20 protein-coding genes and 1 pseudogene are annotated in these 26,891 nt (G+C 24.4%); 12 read left to right on the top strand and 9 right to left on the bottom strand.

What is annotated here, in order from left to right; genetic code table 11:
- The first annotated feature begins 254 nt into the window (after positions 1–254).
- The 6 genes from ftsA (at position 255) to speD (ending at position 5,931) form a co-directional block, all read left to right on the top strand.
- Positions 255–1,511 (top strand): cell division protein FtsA, encoded by a 1,257-nt coding sequence (gene ftsA, locus D9V62_RS01090; RefSeq protein WP_158339975.1) that lies wholly within the window; start codon positions 255–257, stop codon positions 1,509–1,511.
- A gap of 49 nt (positions 1,512–1,560) precedes the next feature.
- The gene (gene ftsZ, locus D9V62_RS01085; RefSeq protein ID WP_158339974.1) at positions 1,561–2,715 is read left to right on the top strand and encodes a cell division protein FtsZ; all 1,155 of its coding nucleotides are present in this window, start codon (positions 1,561–1,563) and stop codon (positions 2,713–2,715) included.
- Positions 2,716–2,952: 237 nt separating this feature from the next.
- Positions 2,953–3,291: an iron-sulfur cluster insertion protein ErpA gene (gene erpA, locus D9V62_RS01080; RefSeq protein ID WP_158339973.1), complete on the top strand. Its 339-nt coding sequence runs from the start codon at positions 2,953–2,955 to the stop codon at positions 3,289–3,291.
- Between the two features lie 35 nt (positions 3,292–3,326).
- Positions 3,327–4,040, top strand: coding sequence for a 5'-methylthioadenosine/adenosylhomocysteine nucleosidase (locus tag D9V62_RS01075; RefSeq protein ID WP_158340340.1), 714 nt, complete (start codon positions 3,327–3,329; stop codon positions 4,038–4,040).
- A 196-nt stretch (positions 4,041–4,236) separates the two neighbouring features.
- Positions 4,237–5,097, top strand: coding sequence for a polyamine aminopropyltransferase (gene speE / locus D9V62_RS01070; protein WP_158339972.1), 861 nt, complete (start codon positions 4,237–4,239; stop codon positions 5,095–5,097).
- Between the two features lie 27 nt (positions 5,098–5,124).
- Positions 5,125–5,931, top strand: coding sequence for an adenosylmethionine decarboxylase (gene speD / locus D9V62_RS01065; RefSeq protein ID WP_158339971.1), 807 nt, complete (start codon positions 5,125–5,127; stop codon positions 5,929–5,931).
- A gap of 85 nt (positions 5,932–6,016) precedes the next feature.
- On the opposite strand, the gene lpdA is transcribed toward speD, so the two are convergent.
- The 4 genes from lpdA to D9V62_RS01045 form a co-directional block, all read right to left on the bottom strand.
- Positions 6,017–7,441, bottom strand: coding sequence for a dihydrolipoyl dehydrogenase (gene lpdA, locus D9V62_RS01060; RefSeq protein ID WP_158339970.1), 1,425 nt, complete (start codon positions 7,439–7,441; stop codon positions 6,017–6,019).
- A gap of 51 nt (positions 7,442–7,492) precedes the next feature.
- Positions 7,493–8,668 carry a 2-oxo acid dehydrogenase subunit E2 gene (locus D9V62_RS01055; protein ID WP_261979508.1) on the bottom strand — a complete coding sequence of 392 codons (1,176 nt, stop codon included), beginning with the start codon at positions 8,666–8,668 and terminating at the stop codon, positions 7,493–7,495.
- Between the two features lie 13 nt (positions 8,669–8,681).
- Positions 8,682–11,345, bottom strand: a complete 2,664-nt coding sequence (gene aceE / locus D9V62_RS01050) for a pyruvate dehydrogenase (acetyl-transferring), homodimeric type (protein WP_158339969.1) — start codon at positions 11,343–11,345, stop codon at positions 8,682–8,684.
- A 238-nt stretch (positions 11,346–11,583) separates the two neighbouring features.
- Positions 11,584–12,633: a GMP reductase gene (locus D9V62_RS01045; RefSeq protein WP_158339968.1), complete on the bottom strand. Its 1,050-nt coding sequence runs from the start codon at positions 12,631–12,633 to the stop codon at positions 11,584–11,586.
- 103 nt (positions 12,634–12,736) lie between these two features.
- Between D9V62_RS01045 and coaE the strand changes: the two genes are divergently transcribed.
- Positions 12,737–13,402 (top strand): dephospho-CoA kinase, encoded by a 666-nt coding sequence (gene coaE / locus D9V62_RS01040; RefSeq protein WP_158339967.1) that lies wholly within the window; start codon positions 12,737–12,739, stop codon positions 13,400–13,402.
- On the opposite strand, the gene D9V62_RS01035 is transcribed toward coaE, so the two are convergent.
- The 4 genes and pseudogenes from D9V62_RS01035 to truA form a co-directional block, all read right to left on the bottom strand.
- Positions 13,394–13,798: an NUDIX domain-containing protein gene (locus D9V62_RS01035; protein WP_158339966.1), complete on the bottom strand. Its 405-nt coding sequence runs from the start codon at positions 13,796–13,798 to the stop codon at positions 13,394–13,396. The genes coaE and D9V62_RS01035 overlap by 9 nt on opposite strands.
- Before the next feature lie 21 nt (positions 13,799–13,819).
- Positions 13,820–16,438 (bottom strand): preprotein translocase subunit SecA, encoded by a 2,619-nt coding sequence (secA, locus tag D9V62_RS01030; RefSeq protein ID WP_158339965.1) that lies wholly within the window; start codon positions 16,436–16,438, stop codon positions 13,820–13,822.
- A 134-nt stretch (positions 16,439–16,572) separates the two neighbouring features.
- A complete protein-coding gene (gene mrcB, locus D9V62_RS01025) occupies positions 16,573–18,867 on the bottom strand; it encodes a penicillin-binding protein 1B (RefSeq protein WP_261979507.1) in 2,295 nt (764 codons plus the stop codon).
- A gap of 76 nt (positions 18,868–18,943) precedes the next feature.
- Positions 18,944–19,755: pseudogene (gene truA, locus D9V62_RS01020) on the bottom strand (tRNA pseudouridine(38-40) synthase TruA).
- A 255-nt stretch (positions 19,756–20,010) separates the two neighbouring features.
- Between truA and dksA the strand changes: the two are divergent.
- The 3 genes from dksA (at position 20,011) to panC (ending at position 22,248) form a co-directional block, all read left to right on the top strand.
- Complete coding sequence (dksA, locus tag D9V62_RS01015; protein ID WP_158339963.1) at positions 20,011–20,466, top strand: RNA polymerase-binding protein DksA; 456 nt, start codon at positions 20,011–20,013, stop codon at positions 20,464–20,466.
- A 100-nt stretch (positions 20,467–20,566) separates the two neighbouring features.
- Positions 20,567–21,358 carry a 3-methyl-2-oxobutanoate hydroxymethyltransferase gene (gene panB / locus D9V62_RS01010; protein WP_158339962.1) on the top strand — a complete coding sequence of 264 codons (792 nt, stop codon included), beginning with the start codon at positions 20,567–20,569 and terminating at the stop codon, positions 21,356–21,358.
- A 32-nt stretch (positions 21,359–21,390) separates the two neighbouring features.
- On the top strand, positions 21,391–22,248 hold the full coding sequence (panC, locus tag D9V62_RS01005) for a pantoate--beta-alanine ligase (RefSeq protein ID WP_158339961.1): 858 nt from the start codon (positions 21,391–21,393) through the stop codon (positions 22,246–22,248).
- Positions 22,249–22,258: 10 nt separating this feature from the next.
- Here panC and hpt read toward each other — a convergent pair whose 3' ends face one another.
- Complete coding sequence (gene hpt, locus D9V62_RS01000) at positions 22,259–22,792, bottom strand: hypoxanthine phosphoribosyltransferase (RefSeq protein WP_158339960.1); 534 nt, start codon at positions 22,790–22,792, stop codon at positions 22,259–22,261.
- A 696-nt stretch (positions 22,793–23,488) separates the two neighbouring features.
- On the opposite strand from hpt, the gene thrA reads away from it, so the two are divergent.
- Both thrA and thrB read left to right on the top strand, forming a co-directional pair.
- Positions 23,489–25,939 carry a bifunctional aspartate kinase/homoserine dehydrogenase I gene (gene thrA, locus D9V62_RS00995; RefSeq protein ID WP_158339959.1) on the top strand — a complete coding sequence of 817 codons (2,451 nt, stop codon included), beginning with the start codon at positions 23,489–23,491 and terminating at the stop codon, positions 25,937–25,939.
- A gap of 21 nt (positions 25,940–25,960) precedes the next feature.
- Positions 25,961–26,890 carry a homoserine kinase gene (gene thrB / locus D9V62_RS00990; protein WP_158339958.1) on the top strand — a complete coding sequence of 310 codons (930 nt, stop codon included), beginning with the start codon at positions 25,961–25,963 and terminating at the stop codon, positions 26,888–26,890.
- Position 26,891: the final 1 nt, after the last annotated feature.

Raw genomic sequence — 26,891 nt, 5'->3', positions numbered from 1 at the left:
AAATAAATATACTTTATTATTTTAATATTAATAATATTTTTATAATTTAACGAATTTACTTTTTAAAATAAACGTTATGAAATATTCTATAAGAAAAAATTTTTAAAAAATTTAGATTTTTAAAAACTTATTTCTGTCTAAATAAACAATTTTAAAAACATTGTTGATGTCAAACAACTATAATATAAAATATCAGAAATCCTGATTGATAATAAAATTAATAATTTAAAAAATATAGTATAGGCTAAGAAATAATGATTATATCAACAAATAAAAAATTGGTAGTAGGACTGGAAGTAGGAACTACTAAAGTGGTTACTTTAGTAGGCGAAATTTTAATAGATAATACCATAAAAATAATTGGAATTGGAATATGTAAATCAAAGGGAATAGATAAAGGTAGAATTAACAATTTAGATACAGTTGTTTCATGTATAAAGGAATCTGTCCATCAAGCTGAAATTATGGCTAATTGCAACATTACTTCTGTATATTTAGCATTATCTAGTAAATATATTAATTGTCAAAATGAAATTGGAATCGTTCCGATTTCTGAAGATGAAGTTACAGAAGAAGATATAGAAAATGTAATACATACTGCAAAATCGGTAAAAATTCTAAATGAACATCATATACTACATGTTATTCCACAAGAATATTCAATTGATCAACAATCTGGAATAAAAAACCCTATAGGTTTATCAGGGATAAGAATGCAAGTACGAGTTCATTTAATTACTTGTCATCAAAATATAGCTAAAAACATTATTAAAGCAGTAGAAACATGTAATATCAAAGTTGATCAAGTAATTTTTTCAGGTCTTGCATCTAGTAAATCTGTATTAACCGAAGAAGAATGTAAACTAGGTGTATGTATGATTGATATAGGTGGAGGCACAATAGATTTTACTACTTATATCGACGGATTTATACAAGATAGCCAAGTTATTCCATATGCAGGAAATATTGTTACTAAAGATATTTCATATGCATTTAGCAAATCTTATAATGATTCAGAAATTATAAAAATAAATTATGGTTCTTTATTAAAATCATCTATAGAATCATCAAATAATATTGAGTTTTCTGAGAAACATCAAAATGCATTTAAAAATATACAATTAGATATTGTATCAGAAGTAATTGAATCCAGATATAATGAACTATTAACTTTAATTAATAATAGAATTCTTTATATACAAAATCAACTTTATAAAGAAGGCAGAAAACATCAATTATCAAGTGGTATAGTATTAACAGGAGGTGCTTCAACTATTTCATTAATAAATAAATGTGCAGAAAAGGTGTTTCAAAATAAAGTTCGAATTGCTAAACCAATAAATATTTCAGGTTTAACAGAAAATATAACTGAACCACATTATTCAACAGTAGTGGGTTTATTACACTATGGAAAAGAATCTTACTTACAATCTAAAAATATAAAAAAAGAAAGTTCTTTTCTTGAAAAATGGTTTAAACAAATTAATAATTGGTTTAAAAAAGAATTTTAAACCAATTTTAAACATCTCTAAAATTTAAGATAGATAATGGAATTAAATTATGTTTGAGCCTGTAGAATTAAGTAATAATGCAATAATTAAAGTCGTTGGTGTTGGTGGAGGTGGTGGAAATGCAGTAGAATATATGGTTAGAGAACGTATAGAAGGTGTTGAATTTTTTGCTATTAATACTGATGCTCAAGCTTTAAGAAAAATAGAAGTAGGTCAAACTATTCAAATAGGAAACAATATTACTAAGGGATTAGGAGCTGGTGCAAATCCAGAAATTGGTCGAAATTCAGCAGAAGAAGATAAAGAACTACTAAAATCAGCGTTAGATGGTTCTGATATGGTCTTTATAGCTGCTGGAATGGGAGGTGGAACAGGAACCGGAGCTGCTCCAGTAGTAGCAGAAATAGCAAAAGAATTAGGAATTTTAACCGTAGCTGTAGTCACAAAACCTTTTAATTTTGAAGGTAAAAAAAGAATGATTATAGCTGATCAAGGAGTTGTTGAATTATCAAAACATGTAGATTCTTTAATTACTATACCAAATGATAAATTACTAAAAGTACTAAGTCGGGGTATTTCTTTACTAGATGCTTTTGGTGCTGCAAATAATGTATTAAAGGGAGCTGTTCAAGGTATTGCTGAACTAATTACAAGACCTGGTCTTATGAATGTAGATTTTGCTGATGTACGTACTGTTATGCTAGAAATGGGATATGCTATGATGGGTACAGGGATATCTTCTGGAGAAAATCGTGCAGAAGAAGCCGCAGAAATAGCAATATCTAGTCCTTTATTAGAAGATATAGATTTGTCAGGAGCTCGAGGTGTTTTAGTTAACATTACTGCTGGTTTTGATTTGAAATTAGACGAATTTGAAACTGTAGGAAACACTATTAGATCTTTTGCTTCAGATAATGCCACAGTTGTTATAGGGACATCTTTAGATCCTGATATGAATGATACACTTCGAGTAACAGTAGTAGCCACTGGTATTGGAATGGAAAAATACTCAGATGTGAGTCAAATTAAAAATAAATCTTCTAAAGAAACATTAATGGATTATCGTTATCAATATTTAAATATGTCATCTGCAACATTAGATAAAAAACATATAAAAAACGAAATCAAAGAAACAGAACATACTAAACGTAAAGAACCAGAATATTTAGATATTCCTGCTTTTCTACGTAAAAGATCTGATTAATTTTAAAATTTAAAATAACATACTTTAACCATACAATGTAAGTTAATCATATTAGTTGTTATATTTTCTATTATATAATTATAACCTGCGCCAATAAAAAAAATCTATCGGCGCAAGGAATAAGTGAATTATTATATAATAATTAATATATGTTATTTTATTTAAATTATTTATTTTGTGATAAGATAAAATATCTTATTTTTAACGATATCTAAATGTTTTGAGAATATATTTACAGTGAAAAATACTATAAATAATCATATTAAACTTACACAAAATGCTATTAATAAAATAAAAAATCTTACTTTAAATAAAAAAAATTTAAAATTAAGAATATACATTCTTGGAGGTGGATGTAGTGGATTTCAATATCAATTTATTTTTGATGAAAATATAAATAAAGATGATGTATTAATTAATAAAGAAAATATTTCTATAGTTATTGATCCTATTAGCTTGCAATATATAAATGGTGGGAAAATAGATTATATAGAAAATTTAGAAGGATCAAAATTTGTAGTAAATAATCCAAATGCAAAAAATACATGCGGATGTGGCTCATCATTTAATATTTAAGACAATTAAAATAATTGAAATTAATTCACATGAATATAAATATTGGAATCATCGGTGCTATAGATCAAGAAATTAAAACATTTAAAACAATTATAAACTATAAAGAAATACAAAATATTGGACAATTTCAAATTTATATAGGAACATTTAAAAAAAATAATATTTTTTTAATAAAATCAGGTATCGGAAAGGTTTCTGCTAGTATCGCATCTATGATTCTTATAAAATTTTTTAAACCTGATATTATTATTAATAGTGGTTCAGCAGGAAGTTTACATTCTCAACTGAAGATAGGAGATATTATTATTCCTAATTATTTATGTTATTATGATGTAAATTTAACAAACTTTGGATATTCTAGAGGGCAAATACCTCAATATCCAAAAAAATTTAAAATAAATAAAAATTTATATAATATTTTTATAAGCACAGCAAAAAATTTTAAATTTCAATTTATGACTGGACTACTTATTACTGGAGACTCATTTGTTAGCGAAAAAAAAATTATTAAGAAATTAAAAGTTCAATTTTCCTCTGCAATTGGAGTAGAAATGGAGTCTACAGCAATAGCTCAGGTATGTTATCAATTTCATATTCCATTAATAGTTATAAAATCAGTATCTGATTTATCTGATGAAACAGCCACATTAAATTTTAAAAAAAATATATCCATTGCATCATTAAAATCGTCTAATTTAGTTAAATTAGTATTAGAAAATAACAATTGTACAAATCTGTTGAATAAATAATAGCATTGTTATAACATTTTTGATAATCTTTATTAAATTCAATTATTTTTAAGTATTGTAATTATATAATATTTAAAATATTTTATAAAAAATCATTATCCTTCTTTAAAAAATCTAAAAATAAACTCTGTTATTTCAATATATTTACAATCAATTGCTAAATAATTTATTATTGATATTTAAGGGCAAAAATACCATGATTAACAAACAAATATGGCATGAAAAACTTCATTGTCATCTAGGACAATATTTTTTAATTGATAAAATATTATATCAAAAAAAAAATAAATACCATGATATTAAAATATTTGATAACTTAGTTATGGGTAAAATAATGACTATAGATGATATTGTTCAAACTACGGAAAAGGATGAATTTATATATCATGAAATGTTAAGTCATGTACCTATATTTTCTCATGGATTTATCAAAGATGTATTGATAATAGGTGGAGGCGATGGAGGTATATTAAGAGAAATATGTAAACATAAAAGTATTAATAGCATTACGATGGTAGAAATTGATATTAATATTATTAATTTATGTAAGAAATACTTTCCAAATCATAGTAATAATGCGTATGAAGATGCTCGTCTACAATTGATTATTGATGATGGACTAAATTTTGTTAAAAATACAAACAAAAAATTTGATTTAATCATATCTGATTCTACTGATCCAGTAGGATCTGGAGAAAGTTTATTTTTTCCAGATTTTTATTTAAATTGCAAAAAAAATCTTAAAAAAAATGGTATTTTTGTAGCACAAAATGGAATTTCTTTTTTTCAAATAAATGAAATTATATCAACTTATAAAAATTTAAAAAAATATTTTCATGATACTACTTTTTATCAAGCAACAATTCCTACTTATTATGGGGGAGCAATGATGTTTGCATGGGGTTCTGATAATATAAAATTACGATTGATTACTCTTGAACAATTAATATCTCGCATAAAAAAAACAAAATTAATTTTTAACTATTATAATCCTCAAATACACATAAGTAGCTTTGCTTTACCTCAATATATAATTAATACATTAGATAAAAGTTAAAAATCCTGTGATAGGAGAGTAATTAAATTGCAAAAACTAAAATTATATGGCTTTAATAATTTGACTAAAAGCCTAAGTTTTTGTATCTATGATATTTGTTATGCAAATACTAATAATTCGAGAAACAGCTACATTGAATATATTGATGAACAATATAACGCTGTTCGATTAACTAAGATATTAAAAAAAACATGTTCAATTATTGGTGCTAATGTTTTAAACATATTTCATCAAGATTATGATCCACAAGGCGCTAGCGTAACTATATTAGTATGTGAGGAACCAATAAATTTAGATACAGTCAATATTGAAAAAAAAAATAATAATATCATTTCATCTTCTGTTCTAGCTCATCTAGATAAAAGTCATATTTGTGTTCATACATATCCTGAAAGTCATCCTCAAAGTGGAATTTGCACTTTTCGTGCAGATATTGAAGTTTCAACTTGTGGAATAATATCTCCACTTAACGCATTAAATTATCTTATAAATCAATTAGAATCAGATATCGTAACAATTGAATATCGTGTTAGAGGATTTACCAGAGATATCGATGGAATAAAACATTTTATTGATCATAAAATTAACTCTATTCAAAACTTTATGTCTAATAATATTAAATCTATGTACGAAATGGTTGATGTAAATGTATACCAAGAAAATATTTTTCACACTAGAATGTTATTAAGGGAATTTCATTTACAAAATTATCTATTTAATATTAATGTAATGGATTTATCTCAAAAAGAACGTTTATATATTATTGATTTACTATGGAAAGAAATGAGAGAGATATATCATGGGAGAAATATTCCAATGATAGAATCAATATAAATTAATATAAATTAATATAATTTTATATATATTCAAGAACAATTTAATATTTGATATAATTCTTTTAAAAGAATTATATCAAATATTATTTGATAACATTTTTTTTTGTATTTAATAAATCTGTTATTGTTCCTCGAAAAATATCTGATGCTAAACAAATTGATTCACTTAAAGTAGGATGTGCATGAATAGTCAGAGAAAGATCTTCTGCATCACATCCCATTTCAATTGCAAGTGTAATCTCATTAATCAATTCCCCAGCATTTATACCTACTATAGCTCCCCCGATAATCTGGTGGTTTTGACTATTAAAAATTAATTTTGTTATCCCCATTGTACAATTTGAAGCATTTGCTCTTCCAGAAGCGTTCCAAGGAAAAATAGCTACTTCATAATCAATACCAGATTTTATAGCATCTTTTTCGTTAAGACCCACCCAAGCAATTTCAGGATCAGTGTAAGCTACTGAAGGAATAACTTTAGGTTCATAATAATGATTTTTACCAGAAATTACTTCAGCTACAATATGAGACTGATGGATTGCTTTATGGGCTAACATCGGAAATCCTATTACATCACCAATGGCATAAATATTAGATATATTAGTTCGTAATTGATTATCTACTTGAATAAAACCAGAATCATTTAATTTAACACCAATATTATCTAATTCTAAATTTTTAATATTAGGACTTCTTCCTATTGCAACTAATATGTTATCATAGGAATTATTATGATATTTATTATCGCACTGCATTGAAACAATTAAAGCATTGTCTTTTGATTCCACGGCTTGAATATGAGTATTTAAAAATATATTAAATCTGTTATTAATAGATTTAATATACGTTTCAGAAATATCTTGATCAACTACAGGAAGCAATGTATTAAAACGATCTACAATATCTACATGTGATCCTAATGCACTATATATTGTTGCCATTTCTAAACCAATAATTCCTCCGCCTACAATTAAAAAACGATTAGGAATGTTTTTTAGTGATAATGCATCTGTAGAATCCCAAATTCTATCATCTTTAATTGGAAATGAAGGTATTTTGATTGGACTTGAACCAGTTGCAATAATTGCATATTTAAAACATACGTTTAATTTATTCTCATTATTTTCTACAATAATATTATTTTCATTTTCAAAATAACCTATTCCTTGAATAAATTTTATATTTCTTTTATTACTAATATTGTATAAACCATTCGTTAGTTTATCAATAATATGTTTTTTCCAACCTTGAATTTTTTGAATATCAATAGACGGTTTTTTAAAAAATACACCTGATTGAGATAATTCTTCTGCGTCTTTGATTACTTTAGCTATGTGTAACAAAGATTTTGAAGGAATACATCCAACATTTAAGCAAACACCACCTAGTTTTTCATAACGTTCTATTAAGATTGTATCTAAACCTAAATCAGCACATCGAAAAGCTGCAGAATAACCGGCAGGTCCTGACCCTAATACTACAACTTCTGCTTGAATTTTTTGATGCATTTGAGCCTCTTTAATAATTAATTTTATAAAAAATATTTTATTAGTATAAAATCACATAACTAACAATCTAATATCAGATAATAATTTTTTAAGAAAAGAAATAAAACGAGCCGCGTCTGCTCCATTAATAACACGATGATCATAAGATAAAGATAAAGGTAGTATTAAAGATGGAATAAAATTACTACCATTCCAAGTAGGTTTAATAATTGCTTGTGAAACTCCAAGAATTGCAACCTCAGGAGCATTAATAATTGGTGTAAACCAATATCCTCCAATGCCTCCTAAATTTGAAATTGTAAAACAACTATCTTGAGTATCTAACTTATTTAATCTATTTTTACGTGCTTTATTAGAAAGTAATATTAATTCAGATGATATGTTTATAATATTTTTTTTATTAACATTTTTTAATACTGGAACAAGTAATCCATTTTCAATCTCTACAGCGATACCAATATTAACGTATTTTTTTAAAATAATTGTTTTTTTATCTATAGATAAAGAACTATTAAAAATTGGAAATTTTAATAATGCATGCGATACTGCTTTTATAATAAAAACTAATATAGTAATATTATTATAATTATTATCTTTTTTAAATTCTTCATAATTATAATTTTTTCTAAATTCCTCTAATGTAGTAATATTGACTTCATCAAATTGTGTTACATGAGGTATATTTACCCAATTATTATGTAAATTATTCCCAATAACTTTTTGTAAATTATTTATTTTAATCTTTTCTACTTGAGGTTTCTTTGAATGATTTAATATACTTTTTGTATATAATTCAATATCATTCTTTAAAATACGATTTTTCCGGCCAGAACCTATAATATGATTTAAATCAATGTTTAAATCACGCGCTAATCGTCTTACTGATGGTGTTGCATGTACTATATTATTTTCAGTATTAATTATAGTATCAATAGTAGGTGATTCAATTTTAGAAACGTTAACATCTACTTTTTTTTGATTATTAGATTCAGTATCGCTAGTTTTAAAAATCATTATCATAGAATCAGTAACTACTTTATCTCCAACTTTTACTTTTATTTCTTTTACTATTCCAGATATAGGAGAAGGTATTTCCATAGAAGACTTTTCACCTTCTACACTAATCAATCCTTGTTCTATTTGTACTTCTTCATTTAACTTAACTAATATTTCTATTACTTCTACTTCATCTAAACCAACATCAGGCATTTTAACTTCAATATGCACTTTATTTCACCCCTTAAGCTAAACGTGGATTAATTTTATCTGCATTTATATTAAACTTAACAATTGCATCTTCTACTATCTGTTGATTTATGTTATTTGATTTAGCTAATAAACTTAAAGCTGCTATTACAATATAATGAGCGCTAACTTCAAAATGATCACGTAACTTATCACGGCTATCTGATCGTCCAAAACCATCTGTACCTAATACGTAATATTCCTTCGAAGGAATATAATGACGTACTTGTTCTGCGAATAATTTCATATAATCAGTAGCAGCAATAGTAGGTGCTTTATTCATAATTTGTTTTATATAAGGAATTTTCTTTTTTTTATTTGGATGCAGCATATTCCATCGTGTGCATTCCTCTCCATCTCTAGCTAATTCAGTAAAAGAAGTTACACTATAAATATCAGTAGTTATATAATAATCATTAGATAAAATCTCACCTGCTTCACATATACAACGTAAAATAGCTCCAGAACCTATTAATTGTATTTTTAATGCATTAGAATATAATGTTTTTAATTTATAAATTCCTTTGCAAATTCCTTCTTCTACTCCTTTAGGCATAGCTGGCATATAATAACTTTCATTAATTGTAGTAATATAATAATATATATTTTCTTGAAGAGAACCATACATTCTTCTTAAACCATCTTGTATAATCACAGCAACCTCATAAGCGAAGGCTGGATCATAAGAAATACAATTAGGGATCGTTAAAGACTGTATATGACTATGACCATCTTCATGTTGCAAACCCTCTCCGTTTAAAGTTGTTCTTCCTGATGTTCCACCAATTAAAAAACCTCTTGCTTGTTGATCTCCTGCAGCCCAAAAAAGATCACCAATTCGTTGAAAACCAAATATAGAATAATAAATATAAAAAGGAATCATAGGAAAATCATTAGTACTGTATGAAGTTGCTGCAGCAAGCCAAGATGAAGCAGCACCTAATTCATTAATCCCTTCTTGTAATATTTGTCCTGTTTTCTCTTCTTTATAATATGCTAATTGTTCACGATCTTGAGGAGTATATTTCTGTCCATTAGAACTGTAAATTCCAATTTGTCTAAACAAACCTTCCATTCCAAAAGTACGTGCTTCATCAGCAATAATAGGCACAATCAAATGTTTAATAGAATTATTTTTTAAAATTAAGTTTAAAACTCGAATAAAGGCAATAGTAGTAGAAATATGTTTTTTTTGTTCTTCTAACAATGATTTAAAATCTATTAAATTTGGAAGGTTTAATTTTTTTGTAAATTTAGATAATCGAAATGGAATATAACCACCTAGTTTTTTTCTTTGATTTTGAATATAGAAATATTCTTTAGAATTTTGTTCAAATTTCACATAAGGTAATTCTTCGATTTTCTCGTTAGATATAGGAATATTAAAACGATCTCTAATATACATAATTCCATTGATATTTATTTTTTTTATTTGATGTGCGATATTTTTACCTTCTGCAATAATACCCATACCATATCCTTTTATAGTATGTGCTAAAATAACTGTCGGTTTTCCTTTAGTTTCTTTAGCTTTAATTATTGCATTAAACATTTTTTTAGGATCATGACCACCTCGATTTAAATTCCATATTTCTTCATCTGTCATGTTTTTAACTAATTCTAATGTTTCTTTATATTTACCAAAAAAATTTTTTCTAACATAAGCTCCATTTTTTGATTTTAATGTTTGATAATCACCATCTATTGTTTCGTTCATTAATTGAACTAACTTTCCAGTTTTATCTTTTTTAAGCAAATTATCCCATTTTCCACCCCATATTACTTTTATTACTTCCCAGCCCGCACCATAAAAAAAACTTTCTAATTCGTTAATAATTTTACCATTTCCCATAACTGGGCCATCTAATCTTTGTAAATTACAATTTATTATAAAAATTAAATTATCTAATTTTTCTCGAACTGCAATAGAAATAGCCCCTTTAGATTCAGGTTCATCCATCTCACCATCGCCTAAAAAAGCATAAACTGTTTGGTGCTCTGTATCTTTTAACTCACGATTTTGAAGGTATTTTAAAAATTTTGCTTGATAAATAGAAAAAATAGGACCTAATCCCATAGAAACAGTAGGAAACTGCCAAAAATTTGGCATTAATTTAGGATGGGGATAAGAAGATAATCCATTACCATCAACTTCTTGTCTAAAATTATCTAATTGTTGTATAGATAATCTACCTTCTAAAAATGATCGAGCATAAATACCAGGAGAAATATGACCTTGAAAATAAACTAGATCACCTCCATCATGATTATTTTTAGCACGAAAAAAATGATTAAAGCAAACTTCATATATAGTTGCAGAGGATTGAAAAGAAGATAAATGTCCTCCTAATTCTAGGTTTTTTTTAGATGCACGTAATACCATCATGATAGCATTCCAACGAATAGCAGAACGAATTTTTTTTTCTAAAATTAAATCGCCAGGATATTCAATTTCATCTTCATCATTAATTGTATTAATATAATCACTCGTAAAAAAACATTTAAAAAAATCTGATTTATTTATTTTAGATTGCTTTAAAACTTTTTCGATTAAAAAACGAGCTCTTTCTAGACCTTCTTTTTGAATAACAGATTCAATTGATTGTACCCAATCATTAGTTTCAATTGGATCCACGTCATCATATAAATTTTCTGACATGGTATAAGTTCCTTATATATTATTTTATTATTTTCAATGATATAATTTATATTAAATTAAAAATATTATATTGATTGTTATTTTTTAATATAATAAAATATTTGCAAATAAAATTTATTATTTTTATAAAATAATTAATTATTAATTTCTAAAAAAAATCAATAAAATTAACTATAAAATAATTAATTTTATTGATTTTATTATTTTAAATTTTTTAAAATATATAATATAATTAATTTTAATATGTAAAATTATTAAAAACACAATTTTCTTGCTCGTTCACCTTAATAAATGTAGTTCTTTTAGTTAACTCTTTTAATTTTTGAGCACCTACGTAAGTACAAGCAGATCTAAGACCACCTAAAATATCACGTATAGTTATATCAACATTTCCACGAAAAGGTATTTTTACTGTTTTTCCTTCTGAAGCTCGATACCCTCGAATTTGACCAGAATAACGCTTCATTGCAGAAGTTGAACTCATACCATAAAATAACATAAATTTTTTTAAATTTTCTTTAATAATTTTTCCAGAACATTCATAATGTCCTGATAACATACCTCCTAACATTACAAAATCTGCACCACCTCCAAAGGCTTTAGCTATATCTCCAGAAACGATGCAACCTCCATCGCTAATAATTTGTCCATTTAATCCATGTGCAGCATCTGCACATTCTATAATAGCTGAAAGCTGTGGATAACCTACTCCTGTTTTAACTCTTGTAGTACATACTGAACCTGGCCCAATACCAACTTTAACTATATCAGCTCCAGATAAAATTAGTTCTTCAACCATTTCTCCAGTAACAACATTACCAGCACAAATAATTTTATTAGGAAATGTACTTCTTATCTTTTTTAAAAAAGAAACAAAATGTTCAGAATAACCATTAGCAACATCAATACAAATATATTTTAATTCTGAAGACAATGAAAAAATTTGTTGAATTTTTAAAAAATCTAAATCAGATGTTCCAATGGATACAATAACGTACTTTAATACTTGATTTGAAGATTTATTAACAAAATTCTTCCATTCATTAAAAGAATAATATTTATGTATTGCAGTTAATATGTTAAAATTTGATAAAGATGAAGCCATTGAAAATGTTCCAATAGTATCCATATTTGCAGCAATAATTGGAATACCAGACCATTTTTTATTAGAATATTTAAAAGTAAAAAAACGAATAAGATCAACTTCAGAACGACTTTTTAAAGTAGATCTTTTAGGTCTAATTAAAACATCTTTAAAACCTAATTTAATATCTTCTTCAATACGCATAAAATTAATGTCCTATAAAAAATATAAAAATCTTAATATAGATATATTTTATTAACATAATAAATATCTAATTTTCTTCAATATTAACTCGAATAAAATTATTATGACTTATATTGTAGCACTTACTGGGGGGATTTGTAGTGGAAAAACTACTATTTCTAATGGCTTCAAAAAAATAGGTATTAATATTATTGATACTGATATTATTGCAAAAGAAATAATAGAAAAAAATATAAAAATATTTAATTCTATTAAAAAAAAATTTGGAAAACGTATATTAAATTTTGATCATTCAATAAATCGAAGATTACTTAAACAATGTATTTTTAATAATAAGAAAGATAAGCTATGGTTAGAAAATATATTAATTCCTGAAATATACAAAGAAAGTAAACGACAAATTAAATTAGTAAAATCAATTTGGTGCTTATGGGTAGTTCCATTACTTGTCGAAAAAAAACTAGATAAAATAGCACATCGCATTCTTTTAGTTGATACCCCTGTAAGAACTCAAATAAAACGTATTATGATACGAGATAAAATTAATGTATATCAAGCAAAAAATATAATTTACCAACAAACTAGTAGAAATAAAAGAATTTTTATTTCAGATGATATTATCTTTAATAAAAGTAAAAATATTCAAAAATTAAATATATATGTAAATTATTTAAATTGTTTTTATACATATTTATTTAATATTTATAAAATTAAAAAAAAATCAAAAAAACTAATTTTAAAAAAAAATTATTTAACCAAACTATATTAAAAAATATAAATTTATATTTAGTGTATTCAAATTTTTTATAATAATATAATTAGCAGTTGGAAATTCATAAAATTTTAATTTTTTTAAGTGTACCCATTTATAATTATATCCTTCTTTACTATGTACCTTTCCTATCCATTTATTAATTAAAAAAAAATATAATTTATTATTTTTGCAATAAATTTTTTTATATTGAAAAAATTTAAAATTCAATGTACTAATTCCTACTTCTTCTAATAATTCACGTTTTAATGCACATATAATGTTTTCATTTTTTTTAACTTTTCCACCTGGAAATTCCCATACATTTGTCTTATATTTAATTTTATTTGCTTTAGTAATATAGACTTTATTTTTTTTTAGAATAATACCAATTGCAATTTTTATATAATTCATAAAATATTATTTAAATTAAAATTATAAAATTCCATGACAGTATTTATACTTTTTATTAGATCCACAAAAACATAATGTATTTCTTCCAATTTTAATCTTATCTAATGATTTATCTGAACTATTTTTTAAATCAAAATAATTTTTTGTATACGATACATTAAATTTACTAAGAAAAGATACAACTTCATATTTTAATAAATCTAACATGTTAGAGAACATATTAAAAGATTCCCTTTTATATTCTTGTTTAGGATCTTTTTGTGCATAACCACGAAGATGAATACCTTGTCTTAAATAATTCATAGCTGATAAATGATCTTTCCAAAGGTCATCTAATGTTTGTAACATAATAGATTTTTCAATTTTCCTCATATTAGAGCAACCGATAAAAATTTCTTTATTTGTATAGTTTGTTTTTGCAATGTTAATAATTCGTTCTATAATACTATCTAAATTTAAATTAGAGTCTTTTTTTATCCAATCTAAAATTGGCGCATATATATTAAATTCAATATTTAATTTTTTTTCTAAATCTAAAATTTTCCAATCATTTTTTTGTATTTTTTTATTTATATATTGTTTAATTGTACAGTTTAATACATCTATTAAAATATCATTAATAATATTTTTTATATTTTTTGAATTAATTAATTTATTACGTTGAGTATAAATTATACGACGTTGTTCATTATAAACATCATCATATTCTAATAATTGTTTCCTAATATCAAAATTTCTATTTTCTACTTTTTTTTGAGCATTTTCAATTGCTTTAGTAACCCAAGGATGTTCGATTGCTTCATTTACAGATAAACCTAGTTTACGCATCATATTAATGATTTTTTCAGATATAAAAATTCTCATTAATGAGTCTTCCATAGATAAATAAAAACGAGAAGAACCACTGTCTCCTTGACGACCCGAACGTCCTCTTAACTGGTTATCAATACGACGTGATTCATGACGCTCAGTACCAATAATATGTAAACCTCCAGATAATACAACTGAATCATGTTCTTTTTGCCATTTTTCTTTAATTATTTCAATTTCGTTTAAAGACATTTTTTTATTTAATTTCGCATCTATACTACCTCCTAAGACTATATCAGTGCCTCTTCCTGCCATATTAGTAGCAATTGTTACTGATTTAGATTTTCCAGCTTGAGCTATAATTTCAGCTTCTTGTGCATGAAACTTTGCATTTAAAACACTATGTTTAATATTTAACTCTTTTAATTTTTTTGAAATAACTTCTGATTTTTCAATAGATACTGTTCCAACTAAAACAGGTTGATTATTTTGAATACAATTTTGAATATCTTTTAAAATAGCATGTATTTTTTCCATTTCAGTCATATAAACTAAATCAGGTAGATCTTTTCTTATCATTGGTTTATTTGTAGGTATAACAATTGTATCTAAATTATAAATAGCACTAAATTCGAATGCTTCAGTTTCAGCAGTACCTGTCATGCCTGCTATTTTTTTATACAAACGAAAATAATTTTGAAAAGTAATAGAAGCTAAAGTTTGATTTTCGTTTTTTATAGCAACTTGCTCTTTTGCTTCTATAGCCTGATGTAATCCATCTGACCATCTTCTTCCCGGCATAGTTCTACCTGTATGTTCATCTACAATAATTACACTATTATTTTTTACAAGATAATCAACATCTCGAATAAATAATTTATTAGCACGTAAAGCTGATATAACATGATGCATTAATATAATATTCTTTGAAGAATATAATGATTCATTTTTTTTCATTAATTTTTTTGTAATTAATAATTTTTCAATTTCAATTAATCCTCTTTCAGTTAAATAGATTTGTTTTGTTTTCTCATCTACTGAAAAATGACCTTGACCTTGAAATTCTTCAGAATCTTCTTTTGTCTGAGAAATTAAAAGTGGTACTATTTTATTAATTTCTTTGTATAAGAAAGAACTATCTTCTGAAGGACCCGAAATAATTAAAGGTGTTCTAGCCTCATCTATTAAAATAGAATCTACTTCATCAATTAATGCATAATTTAATTGACGTTGAACTCGTTCTTCCTCAGAAAAAATCATATTATCACGTAAATAATCAAATCCATATTCGTTATTTGTACCATACGTAATATCACAAGAATAAGCATATTTCTTTTGAGGAAAAGACATTTCAGATAAATTTAATCCAACTGATAATCCAAGAAATTCAAATAATGGAGTATTTTTTTTAGCATCTCTTTCTGCAAGATAGTCATTCATTGTAACTATATGCACACCTTTTCCAGATAAAGCATTTAGATAAGCAGGCAGGGTAGATGTTAAAGTTTTTCCTTCACCTGTTCTCATTTCTGCAATACATTGCTTGTTTAAAACTATTCCTCCAAGAATTTGAACATCAAAATGACGCATATTAAAAACACGTTTGCTTGCTTCTCTAACCACAGCAAAAGATTCTACTAATAAATTATTTAAATGCTCCCCTTTTTCTAATCGTAATTGAAACAATTTAGTGTATTTTTGAAGCTGTATATCTGAATGTTGTTCAAAAGTTTTTTCTAAGTGATTAATTTCAGAAACAATTTTATTGTATTTTTTTAAAATACGATTATTATAATTCCCAAAAATTTTTTTTAAAAATTTAATTAACATGTTGTAATTCTCAAATTATATTTTTACTGAAAGTTAATAACATTTATAAAATTTATAATAAATAAATCAATTTAGTTTTAAACATTGATTAAATTTTAAATTTATTTATTTAAAATAATTAATATCAAAAAAAATTATATAAACAAACTTTTTATCCAAAGTAAAAAATTTTTTTTATATTTTTTATCTTCTTCGGAAAAGTTTTTTAAATACATGTTTTGGTTATATAAATTTTCAGTATTTAAAAACCATATTGGTAAAGGTTTTGTATATTCTTGATTTTTTTTATAGAATAGTTTTCCAGTTTCATTCATATAAAATATATGAATATTTTTAGGAGGATTTAATATCAATGGTGTTGGTTGTTGATATTCAAGATATTTTTGATATACTCGCATAGCACCAGAGGAACCATATAATTTAGTTGATTTATTATTATCTCGTCCTATCCAAGTAATTACAATTTGTTTTCCATCTACTCCTACAAACCAACTATCTACCAAATTATTTGTAGTACCAGTTTTACCAGCTAAAGAAAAATTTTTAAATAAAGCTCCTAAAGATCTAGCTGTTCCACAATTTACAACTTTTTGCATACCATAAATAGTTAAATATGATGCCTCAGAAGAAACTACATTTTCAGATTTTGGTAAACTTTGATATAATGTTTTACCATCATCAGATACAATAAATCTCACTGAAGACAACAATGATTTATAACCTTTATTCGAAATAATTTGAAAAATTTGAGCAACTTCAATGGGCGTTAAATTAATAGATCCTAAAGATATTGAAGGTAACGACATTAAATATTTTCTAGAAATACCTAGATGATCCCAATGTTTTATTAATGAATTCAAACCTATATCAATACTTAAATTAACTATAGGTATATTAATAGAATTAGTTAATGCTTCCAAAAGAGTTACTTGTCCATTAAATTGACTGTTATTATTTTTTGGAATCCAATATTTACCATTTTTTAATTTAATTGCAATAGGATAATCAGGTATCCAAGTGTTCAAATGATATTTTTTTGGATTAGATAAAGCTTTTAAATAAGTAACAGGTTTAGATAGAGATCCAATAGAACGACGTGCTTGTAAAGCACGATTATAACCATGAAATTTTGGATAAGAACTACCAATAATTGCGTTAATTTCACCATTAAATTTATCTACTACAATCATAGCAATTTCTAAATCATGCAATTTTTTTTTCTTATTTAATAAAGGCATACTTACTTGAACAGCTTTTTCAATAGCATTTTGTGACAAATAATCTAAAGTAGTAAATATTTTTAAACCTGATAAATTTTGAATTTTATTTTTTAATTTTTGTTTTATTTCCATTTGAACAAGCTGTAAAAAATCAGGGTAATCTGAAATTATAAATCCTTGTGGATGAATTTTTAAAGGTCTTTTAGATAATTTTATATAAGTTTTCTTCGTAATTAGTCTTTGATTATATAAAGTTAATAAAACTAAATTTCTTCTATGTAAAGCAAATTCTGGATTACTCCAAGGATTATATAAAGATGCTCCTTTTACCATACCAACTAATAAAGCGTACTCATCTAAATTTAATTCATCAATTGGTCTTCCAAAATAATAAAGACTCGCAAGTGGAAAACCTCGAATTTGCTCATTACCATCTTGTCCTAAATAAACTTCATTTAAGTATAATTCTAAAATTCGATCTTTTTTATAAAAGCAATCTAAAATTAAAGCCATGTACATCTCGTTCATTTTTCTCCATATTGAACGAGTATTTGTTAAAAAAAGATTTTTAACTAGTTGTTGAGTTAGTGTACTACCTCCTTGTATTGTTTTACCTGCCATAATATTAACTAACAGTGCTCTAAAAATAGATGTTATATTAATTCCATCATGTTTATAAAAATTTCTATCTTCAATTGCTAACAATGTTTTAATTAAAATCATGGGATATTTAGATCGAGGAAGAAAAATACGATTTTTTCCCTTAAAAGAATTTAACATGCTTATTAATTTTGGTTCTAATCGAAAAAAATTAAAATCCCTATAATTTTCAATATTTTGAATTTTTAATAAAGAATTTGCATTAAAAACTAATTTTACATGAAGTTCATTTTCTTTAATATCAGGAAAATCAAACGAACGACGTATAAATTCTATATTATTATTGTATACGCTGTATTCTCCAGGAAGCATAATGTTATCAACTTTTTTATACATTGTACTTTTTAAAAAAGTTTCAATTTCTTTTTGAGAAAATAAAGCACCTGGTTCTAAATTTATTATACGACTATATATTGAAGTAGGAAAATCCCACACTTTACCATTAATTAAATGACTTATCTTTATGTATAAAAAAAAACCATAAAAAATTATTAAAATCAATATTAAAATAAAAATTTGTCTTAATGATTTTGCTTTTTTTTTATTCATATACATTAAAGACCTTATTCATTAAATATTTATATTGAAAATTATATTTTATTTAAAACTTAAATAAATAGAAAATTTATTTAAAAAACACATGATTATATTTTAACAAAATATCGTCAGATATTGGTAAATTAAAACACGAAGGATATTGAACAGATAATAAGTACAAACCTTTAGCTGCAGCAGTAGGGCCTGCATATCTTCGATTTTTTTTTTTAATAAATCTTTAATAATATTTTCTTTTTTTATAGAATTAATTTGAATTAAAGAACCAACAATATTTCGAACCATATGATATAAAAAAGAATTTGCTGTAATATCAATAATAACGCAATTATTTATACGAAAAACATTTATTTTTTTTATTTCTCTATAAGAAGAATAAGATTGACAACCTAATGCTTGAAAAGAAGAAAAATCATGATTTCCTAATAAATGCTGTGCTTCAGAATGCATTTTAAAAACATTCAAATATTTATGAATATGATTCGATTGTTTATATAAAATACTAGAACGACAAATATCATTATATATTAAATAACGATAAGTACGTTGAATAGCACTATAACGCGCATTAAAATAATCAGGAACTTCTTTGGCCCATTTAATTGAAATATTTTTAGATAAATAATTATTAACTCCTACTGTCCATGCATATTCACTTCTAATAGAAGTCGTTTCAAAATGAACAACTTGTCCTATACTATGAACACCAGAATCTGTTCGACCAGCACAAATAACATTAATTTTATGATTTGCGATTTTAGATAAAGACTCTTCAACTTCTTGTTGAACGGAAGAACATGTTTTTTGACGTTGCCAACCATGGTAATATTCTCCATTATACTCAACTCCTAAAGCAAATTTTTTTATTTTTTTTTGTATCATCTGAAAATGTTCCTCACTTATACAAATACATTAATATTATAATCAAATAAATCTATAATTTTATAAAGCCTATTTAATTAAAGTTTGTGTTAAAATCAGTTATTAATAATTTAATAAATATACTGCGTATAAAATGAAAATTTTTATAAAAAATAAAATATATTACATATAAAAATATTTATAATTTATTTATAATATACTTATTAATTTAAAAAATAATAAATTTTATTATAAAATTTTTATTAGGAAAACATTATGGAAAAAGAAAAACAAAAAAAAAAATCTTCTTTAAATGTTCTTTCTATTGCTGGTTTAAAACCTTATCAAAAAACATTAGATGAACAATATATGAATCAAAAACAAATGTTACATTTTAAAAAAATTCTTGAAACATGGAAGAACCAGTTAAAATTTGAAATTAATCATACTCTACTATATATACAAGATAAATCTACTAATTTTCCAGATCCTATTGATCGAGCTACACAAGAAGAAGAATTTAGTTTGGAATTACGCAATCGAGATAGAAGTCGTAAATTAATAAAAAAAATTGAAACAACTTTAAAAAAAATAAAAAATAATGATTTTGGTTATTGTAATTCTTGTGGAATTGAAATTGGAATACGTCGTTTAGAAGCTAGACCAACTGCCAGCTTATGTATTGATTGTAAAACATTGGCAGAGATTAGAGAAAAACAAATGTCTGGGTAGTATGATATAGATTAGGATATTCGATTGATATATCAAATTATCTCGAGTATCCTTTGATAAATCTATATCACAATTAAATTGTTAAAAAATTAGGTTTAATATGCAATCTATTAATATCTCTACATTACAAAATTGGAAAAATAAAAAAAATAAATTTGCTGCAATTACAGCTTATGATTTTAGTTTTGCCAAATTATTTTCAAACCAAGGAATTCCAGTTATACTTGTTGGAGATTCTCTCGGTATGACAATTCAAGGTCACAATTCAACTATACCTGTAACAGTTGAAAATATTGAATATCATACAAAAGCAGTTAGAAAAGGTGCTCCTAATGTTTTTTTAATATCTGATTTGCCATTTATGTCTTATTATCAAATTAACCAGACATTACAAAATACTTCAAAAATTATTCAATCTGGTGCTAATATGATTAAAATAGAAGGTGGCAAATATTTAATTAATATTATCAAAGAACTGTCAAATCAATCAATATTAGTATGTGGCCATATAGGACTAACTCCTCAACATATAAATTATTTGAGTGGTTATCAAGTTCAGGGAACAACCGAAAAAGATGCAAATAGAATTATAGAAGAAGCTTTATCACTCGAAGATGCTGGAATTAAAATGTTAGTATTAGAGTGTATTCCTTCAAGATTAGCAAAAAAAATAACTGAAAAATTATCGATACCAGTAATTGGAATAGGAGCTGGAAATTATACAGATGGACAAATACTAGTAATGCAAGATCTCTTGGGAATTACTGAAGGAAAACAGATGAAATTTGTAAAAAACTTTCTTTTGAATAATGGAAGTATTCAAAATGCAATTAAAACATATATTAGTGAAGTAAAAAATGGTATTTTTCCTAATGAAAAATATAGCTTTTAAAAAAAATCAACTATTCTATAAATAGGAATATCATGTACATAATAAAAACAATAGATAATTTATATAAAAAAATTCAATTTTTTAAAAAAAAACAAAAAAAAATAGGATTAGTACCTACAATGGGCAACTTGCATTTAGGTCATATAAATTTAATTATACTAGCTAAAAAATATGTAGATATTGTTATAGTCAGTATTTTTATTAATCCTATGCAATTTGAAAACTCATTAGATTTTAAAAAATACCCTCAAACTTTTTTAAAAGACTGTTTAATATTAAAAAACGAAAAAATAGAAATTTTATTTGCTCCTAAAATATCTGAAATTTATCCTAATGGTACAAATATGCATACATATATTCAAGTACCTAAATTATCGAAAATTATTGAAGGAAAATCAAGACCTGGACATTTTATAGGTGTAACGACAATAATTGGAAAATTATTTAATTTAATACAACCTAATTTTGCATTTTTTGGCGAAAAAGATTATCAACAATTATTAATTATAAAAACTTTTGTTAAAGAATTAAATTATCCAATAAAAGTCATTAGCTCACCTACAATTCGATTAGAAAATGGATTAGCTTTTAGTTCGAGAAATAAATATTTAAATGATTTAGAACTTAAAAAAGCACCTTTTTTATATAAAACTATAAAAGATACAATAAATATTATTATTAAAAACAATGGAAATCAATTATATGAAACTATTAATTTTGCAAAAATGTCTTTAACAAAAAAGGGATTTCTAGTTGATATATTTAACGTATATAATTCTAAAACACTAGATATTTTTTATAAAAAAAATAAAAACAACATTATTCTTGCATCTGTATGGTTAGGTAGTACTCGTTTGATTGATAATAAAAAATTTATATTACCACATTAAAATAAATATCTTATTTTTTAAATACTACTTTACCAATATATGGTAAATAACGATAACATTGTGCATAATCTATTCCATAACCAACTATAAAATCGTCAGGTATAGAAAAACCTATAAAATCAACATTAATATTTACTTCACGACATTCAGGTTTATCTAAAAGTGTGCAAATTGATAAAGATTTTGGATTTCTTAATTTTAAAATACCCAATACCTTACTTAAGGTTTTTCCAGAATCAATAATATCTTCAACAATTAAAACATTTTTATTATAAATATCTTCATCTAAATCTTTTATAATTTTTACATCCCCACTAGATATAATTCCACGTCCATAACTAGAAGTAGTCATAAAATCAACTTCATGCTCAATTTGAATACTACGACATAAATCTGCTATAAATACAAATGAACCACGTAATAAAGCAATTAATATCATTTTGTTTTCGCTATTCTTGTATTTTTTAGTAATTTCTTGCCCTAATTCATGAACACGAATACCTAATTCTTTTTCAGAAAAAATAACTTTAATAATATGTTTCATAATATTAACTAAGTTTTTAATTTAAATTATAGTTATATTATACTAAAAATTATCTAATTGATCTGTAAGAAAAACAAAAAGTATATGTAATAGATAAGATTTTAATACAAAATTAAAAATTGAATATTTATTTTTTAAACTATTGCAATAATAATAATCATTATGTTATAAAAATTATTATATTTAATAACACTTATTCGGTATTTTATTTAAAATAATTCTGTTTTTTTTTATTTATGTTATATCTTTAAAATATGCATTTTAATATAAATATATCAATAAATAATTTTATTATTTAAAAATTATTTATAAATATAAAAAATTACTGATAATAAGTTGTTATGTTCTAAAATTATTTCAAAAAAAATAAACTAATTTTATGATAAAATTAATAACATATAAAATATAAGTTATACTAATGATAAAAAATTTAAATATATTTTCAATTACAAATCTAATTCTTATTAAAAAACTACCTAACAAATTAATTAAATTACTTTCATCATTGATTAGTTTTACCTCTCAAGGTATTACATAAGAATATTAATATCTATTTATAATCTTATCGCAATAGAATAACTGTTCTAGTTTACTATAAATAAACTCATATAAATTTAGGAGTGATATATTTTTAACAAAAAATAAATTGTAAACAATATAATTTTTTTATGAAATAAATTTAAGGATTCATAAAATATGAAACTATTAAAATTTGGTGGAACTTCGTTAGCTAATGCAGAAAAATTTTTATGTGTAGCTGATATTATAGAAAAAAATCAAAATAATGAACAAGTTGCAACAGTTCTTTCTGCTCCAGCTAAAATAACTAACTATCTAGTTAATATTATTGAAAATGATATCAATATTAATAAAATATTAGAACAAATTGATCTTGCAGAAAAGATATTTATTGAAATAATAAGAAATATCAAAAAAATACAATCTTATTTTTTATATGAAGAAACAAAACAAATAATTAAAATAGAATTTAACAAATTAAAAAAAATTGTACATGATTTTAAATCATTTAAAAAATATCCTGAAAATATACAAGCTATTATAATTTCTCGTGGAGAAATACTTTCTATTTGGATCATGAAAAATATATTAATATCTAGAAATCATCAAATTACTATTATAGATCCTGTTGAAAATATTGTATCTATAGGAAATTTTTTAAACTCTGCAGTGGATATAAATGAATCTAAAAAACGTATTAGTAAAATAAACATAAATAAAAATAATATTATTTTAATGGCAGGTTTTATTGCAGGTAACAAAAAAAATGAATTAGTAATATTAGGACGTAACGGATCAGATTATTCTGCAGCAATATTAGCTTGTTGTTTAAATGCTAATTTATGCGAAATCTGGACAGATGTTGATGGTGTTTTGACTTCAGACCCAAAAAAAATATCCAATACTTCATTACTAAAATCAATATCATATGAAGAAGCAATGGAATTATCATATTTTGGAGCTAAGGTATTACATCCAAAAACTATTGAGCCACTTAAAAACTTTAATATTCCATGCATCATTAAAAATACTTCGAATATTCAATCTCAAGGTACATTGATTTGTAAAAATAATGATTGTAATCAAAATAATATTTTAAAAGGTGTAACTAATTTAGATAATATTGTAATGTTTACAATGTCTGGTTGTTTATTAAAACAAAAAAATGATGTACTTCCACGTATATTTAATTTATTTGAAAAAGAAAATATCAATATTATATTAATTACTCAATCATCATCTAAAAATAATTTTAGCTTTTGCACTCTAGAAAAAGACTCGCAAAAAATTCTTTTTATATTAAATAAATTATTTAAATCTGAATTAAAAGAAAAACTATTGAATAGTATTCATATAATTAGTAATTTGTCTATATTATCTATAATCGGTTTTAATATTTCTCAAAAATATGATATTGCGTCAAAAATTTTTTGTGCTTTAGGAAAATCTAAAGTTAATGTTCTTGCAATTTCTCAGGGATCTTCAAAACATTCTATATCAGTAGTAATTAAAAAAGAAAATGTGTTAAAAAGCCTTCAAAATATTCATAATACATTGTTTTATAATAAAAAAATTATAAATGTTTTTTTACTTGGTATAGGTGGGGTAGGAAGAACATTAATAAAACAAATATTAAAACAAAAAAATTTTTTAGAAAATAAAAATATAGAAATAAAAATTCGTACTATCTCAAATTCTAAAAAAATATTATTTTTAAATGATTTAATTGATTTAAAAAATTGGGAAAAACATTTTCAAGAATCGAAAAAACAATTTAATCTTGAAATATTAAATAAATTATTGAAAGAGAATTCTTTTTTAAATTCTGTTGTAATCGATTGCACTTCAGATGAAATTTTATCTCAACAATATATTAATTTTTTTTCGAAAGGATTCCATGTAATTACATCAAATAAAAAAGCTAATACTAGCTCGTTAAAATACTATAACGATATTAGAAACACTACATTAAAAGAAAATAAAAAATTTTTATATGAAACTAATGTTGGGGCAGGATTACCTATCATACAAACATTACAAAATCTAGTTAATACAGGTGATAATTTAATTTGCTTTAAAGGCATATTATCTGGTTCTTTATCTTTTATATTCGGAAAACTAGAAGAAAATATTTTATTATCAGATGCTACTAAAAAAGCGAAAGATTTAGGTTTTACAGAACCAAACCCATGTGATGATTTATCAGGAATAGATGTTGCTAGAAAATTGTTAATTTTAGCACGTGAAGTAGGATATAAAATAGAATTAGAAGATATTGAAATTGAACCAATATTACCTAAAAATTTTCAAAAATGTAAAAATACTAAAGAATTTTTAAATAAATTAAAGGAAATAGATATTTCTTTCGTAGAAAGAGTGAGAAAAGCAAGAAATATAGGAAAAGTATTACGTTTTGTAGGAACAATAGAAAAAGGAGGAAAATGTTCAGTAAAAATTGAAGAAATAAATAGTGATAATCCATTATACAAAGTTAAAAACGGCGAAAACGCACTGACATTTTATACAAATTATTATCAACCGATTCCTCTCGTATTAAGAGGATATGGTGCTGGTAACGATGTTACTGCCTCTGGAGTATTTTCCGACCTACTACGTATAATATTATAAACGTCAGTGTGGAGTACAGTAATGATTAAAATTTATGCACCAGCTTCTATTGGTAATGTTGGAGTTGGATTTGATATTTTAGGTGCAGCTATTAAACCAATAAATGGTAGTTTATTAGGTGATTGTATCACAATAAAATTATCAGAAAATTTTCAATTAGTTAATAAAGGAACGTTTTCTCATCAATTACCTATAAACCACGAACAAAATATTGTTTGGAAATGTTGGTATAAATTTTGTAAATTAATAAAAAAAAACATTCCGGTTTCAATAATTTTAGAAAAAAATTTACCAATTGGATCAGGACTAGGATCTAGTGCTTGTTCTGTTGTTTCTACTTTAGTTGCAATAAATGAAATTTTTAACAACCCATTAAATTCAAAAGAACTACTATTACTTATGGGTGAAGTTGAAGGGGAAATATCAGGAAGTATTCATTATGATAATGTTGCTCCATCTTATCTGGGAGGTTTACAATTAATCATAGACGACTCTAAAATAATTAGTCAAACAATACCAAATTTTAAAAATTGGTTTTGGATAGTAGCTTGGCCAGGAGTAAAATTATCTACTGCAGAAGCAAGAAAAATTTTACCTAAAAAATACACAAAAGATATTTGTATTACAAATAGTCGTTATTTAGCTAGTTTCATTCATGCATCATATACTCAACAATCTCATTTAGCAGCAAGATGCATGAAAGAATCTATAGCAGAACCATATCGTAGTAAATTATTACCTAAATTTACTGAAAATAAACAAAATATTCAAAAATTAGGGGCTATAAGTTGCGGTATATCTGGTTCAGGACCAACAATTTTTGCTGTTGCAGAAAATATTAAAATTGCTAAAAAAATATCTGAGTGGTTAACAAAAAACTATTTACAAAATAAAACGGGATTTGTTCATATTTGTTATATAGATATAAAAGGTGCTCGAAAAATAGGATAAA

The organism is Buchnera aphidicola (Aphis helianthi) (assembly GCF_005083845.1).
GTDB classification, from domain to species: Bacteria; Pseudomonadota; Gammaproteobacteria; order Enterobacterales; family Enterobacteriaceae; genus Buchnera; species Buchnera aphidicola_AW.
The sequence above is the reverse complement of the archived record's forward strand: the minus strand, read 5'-3'. Positions and strand labels throughout refer to the sequence as shown.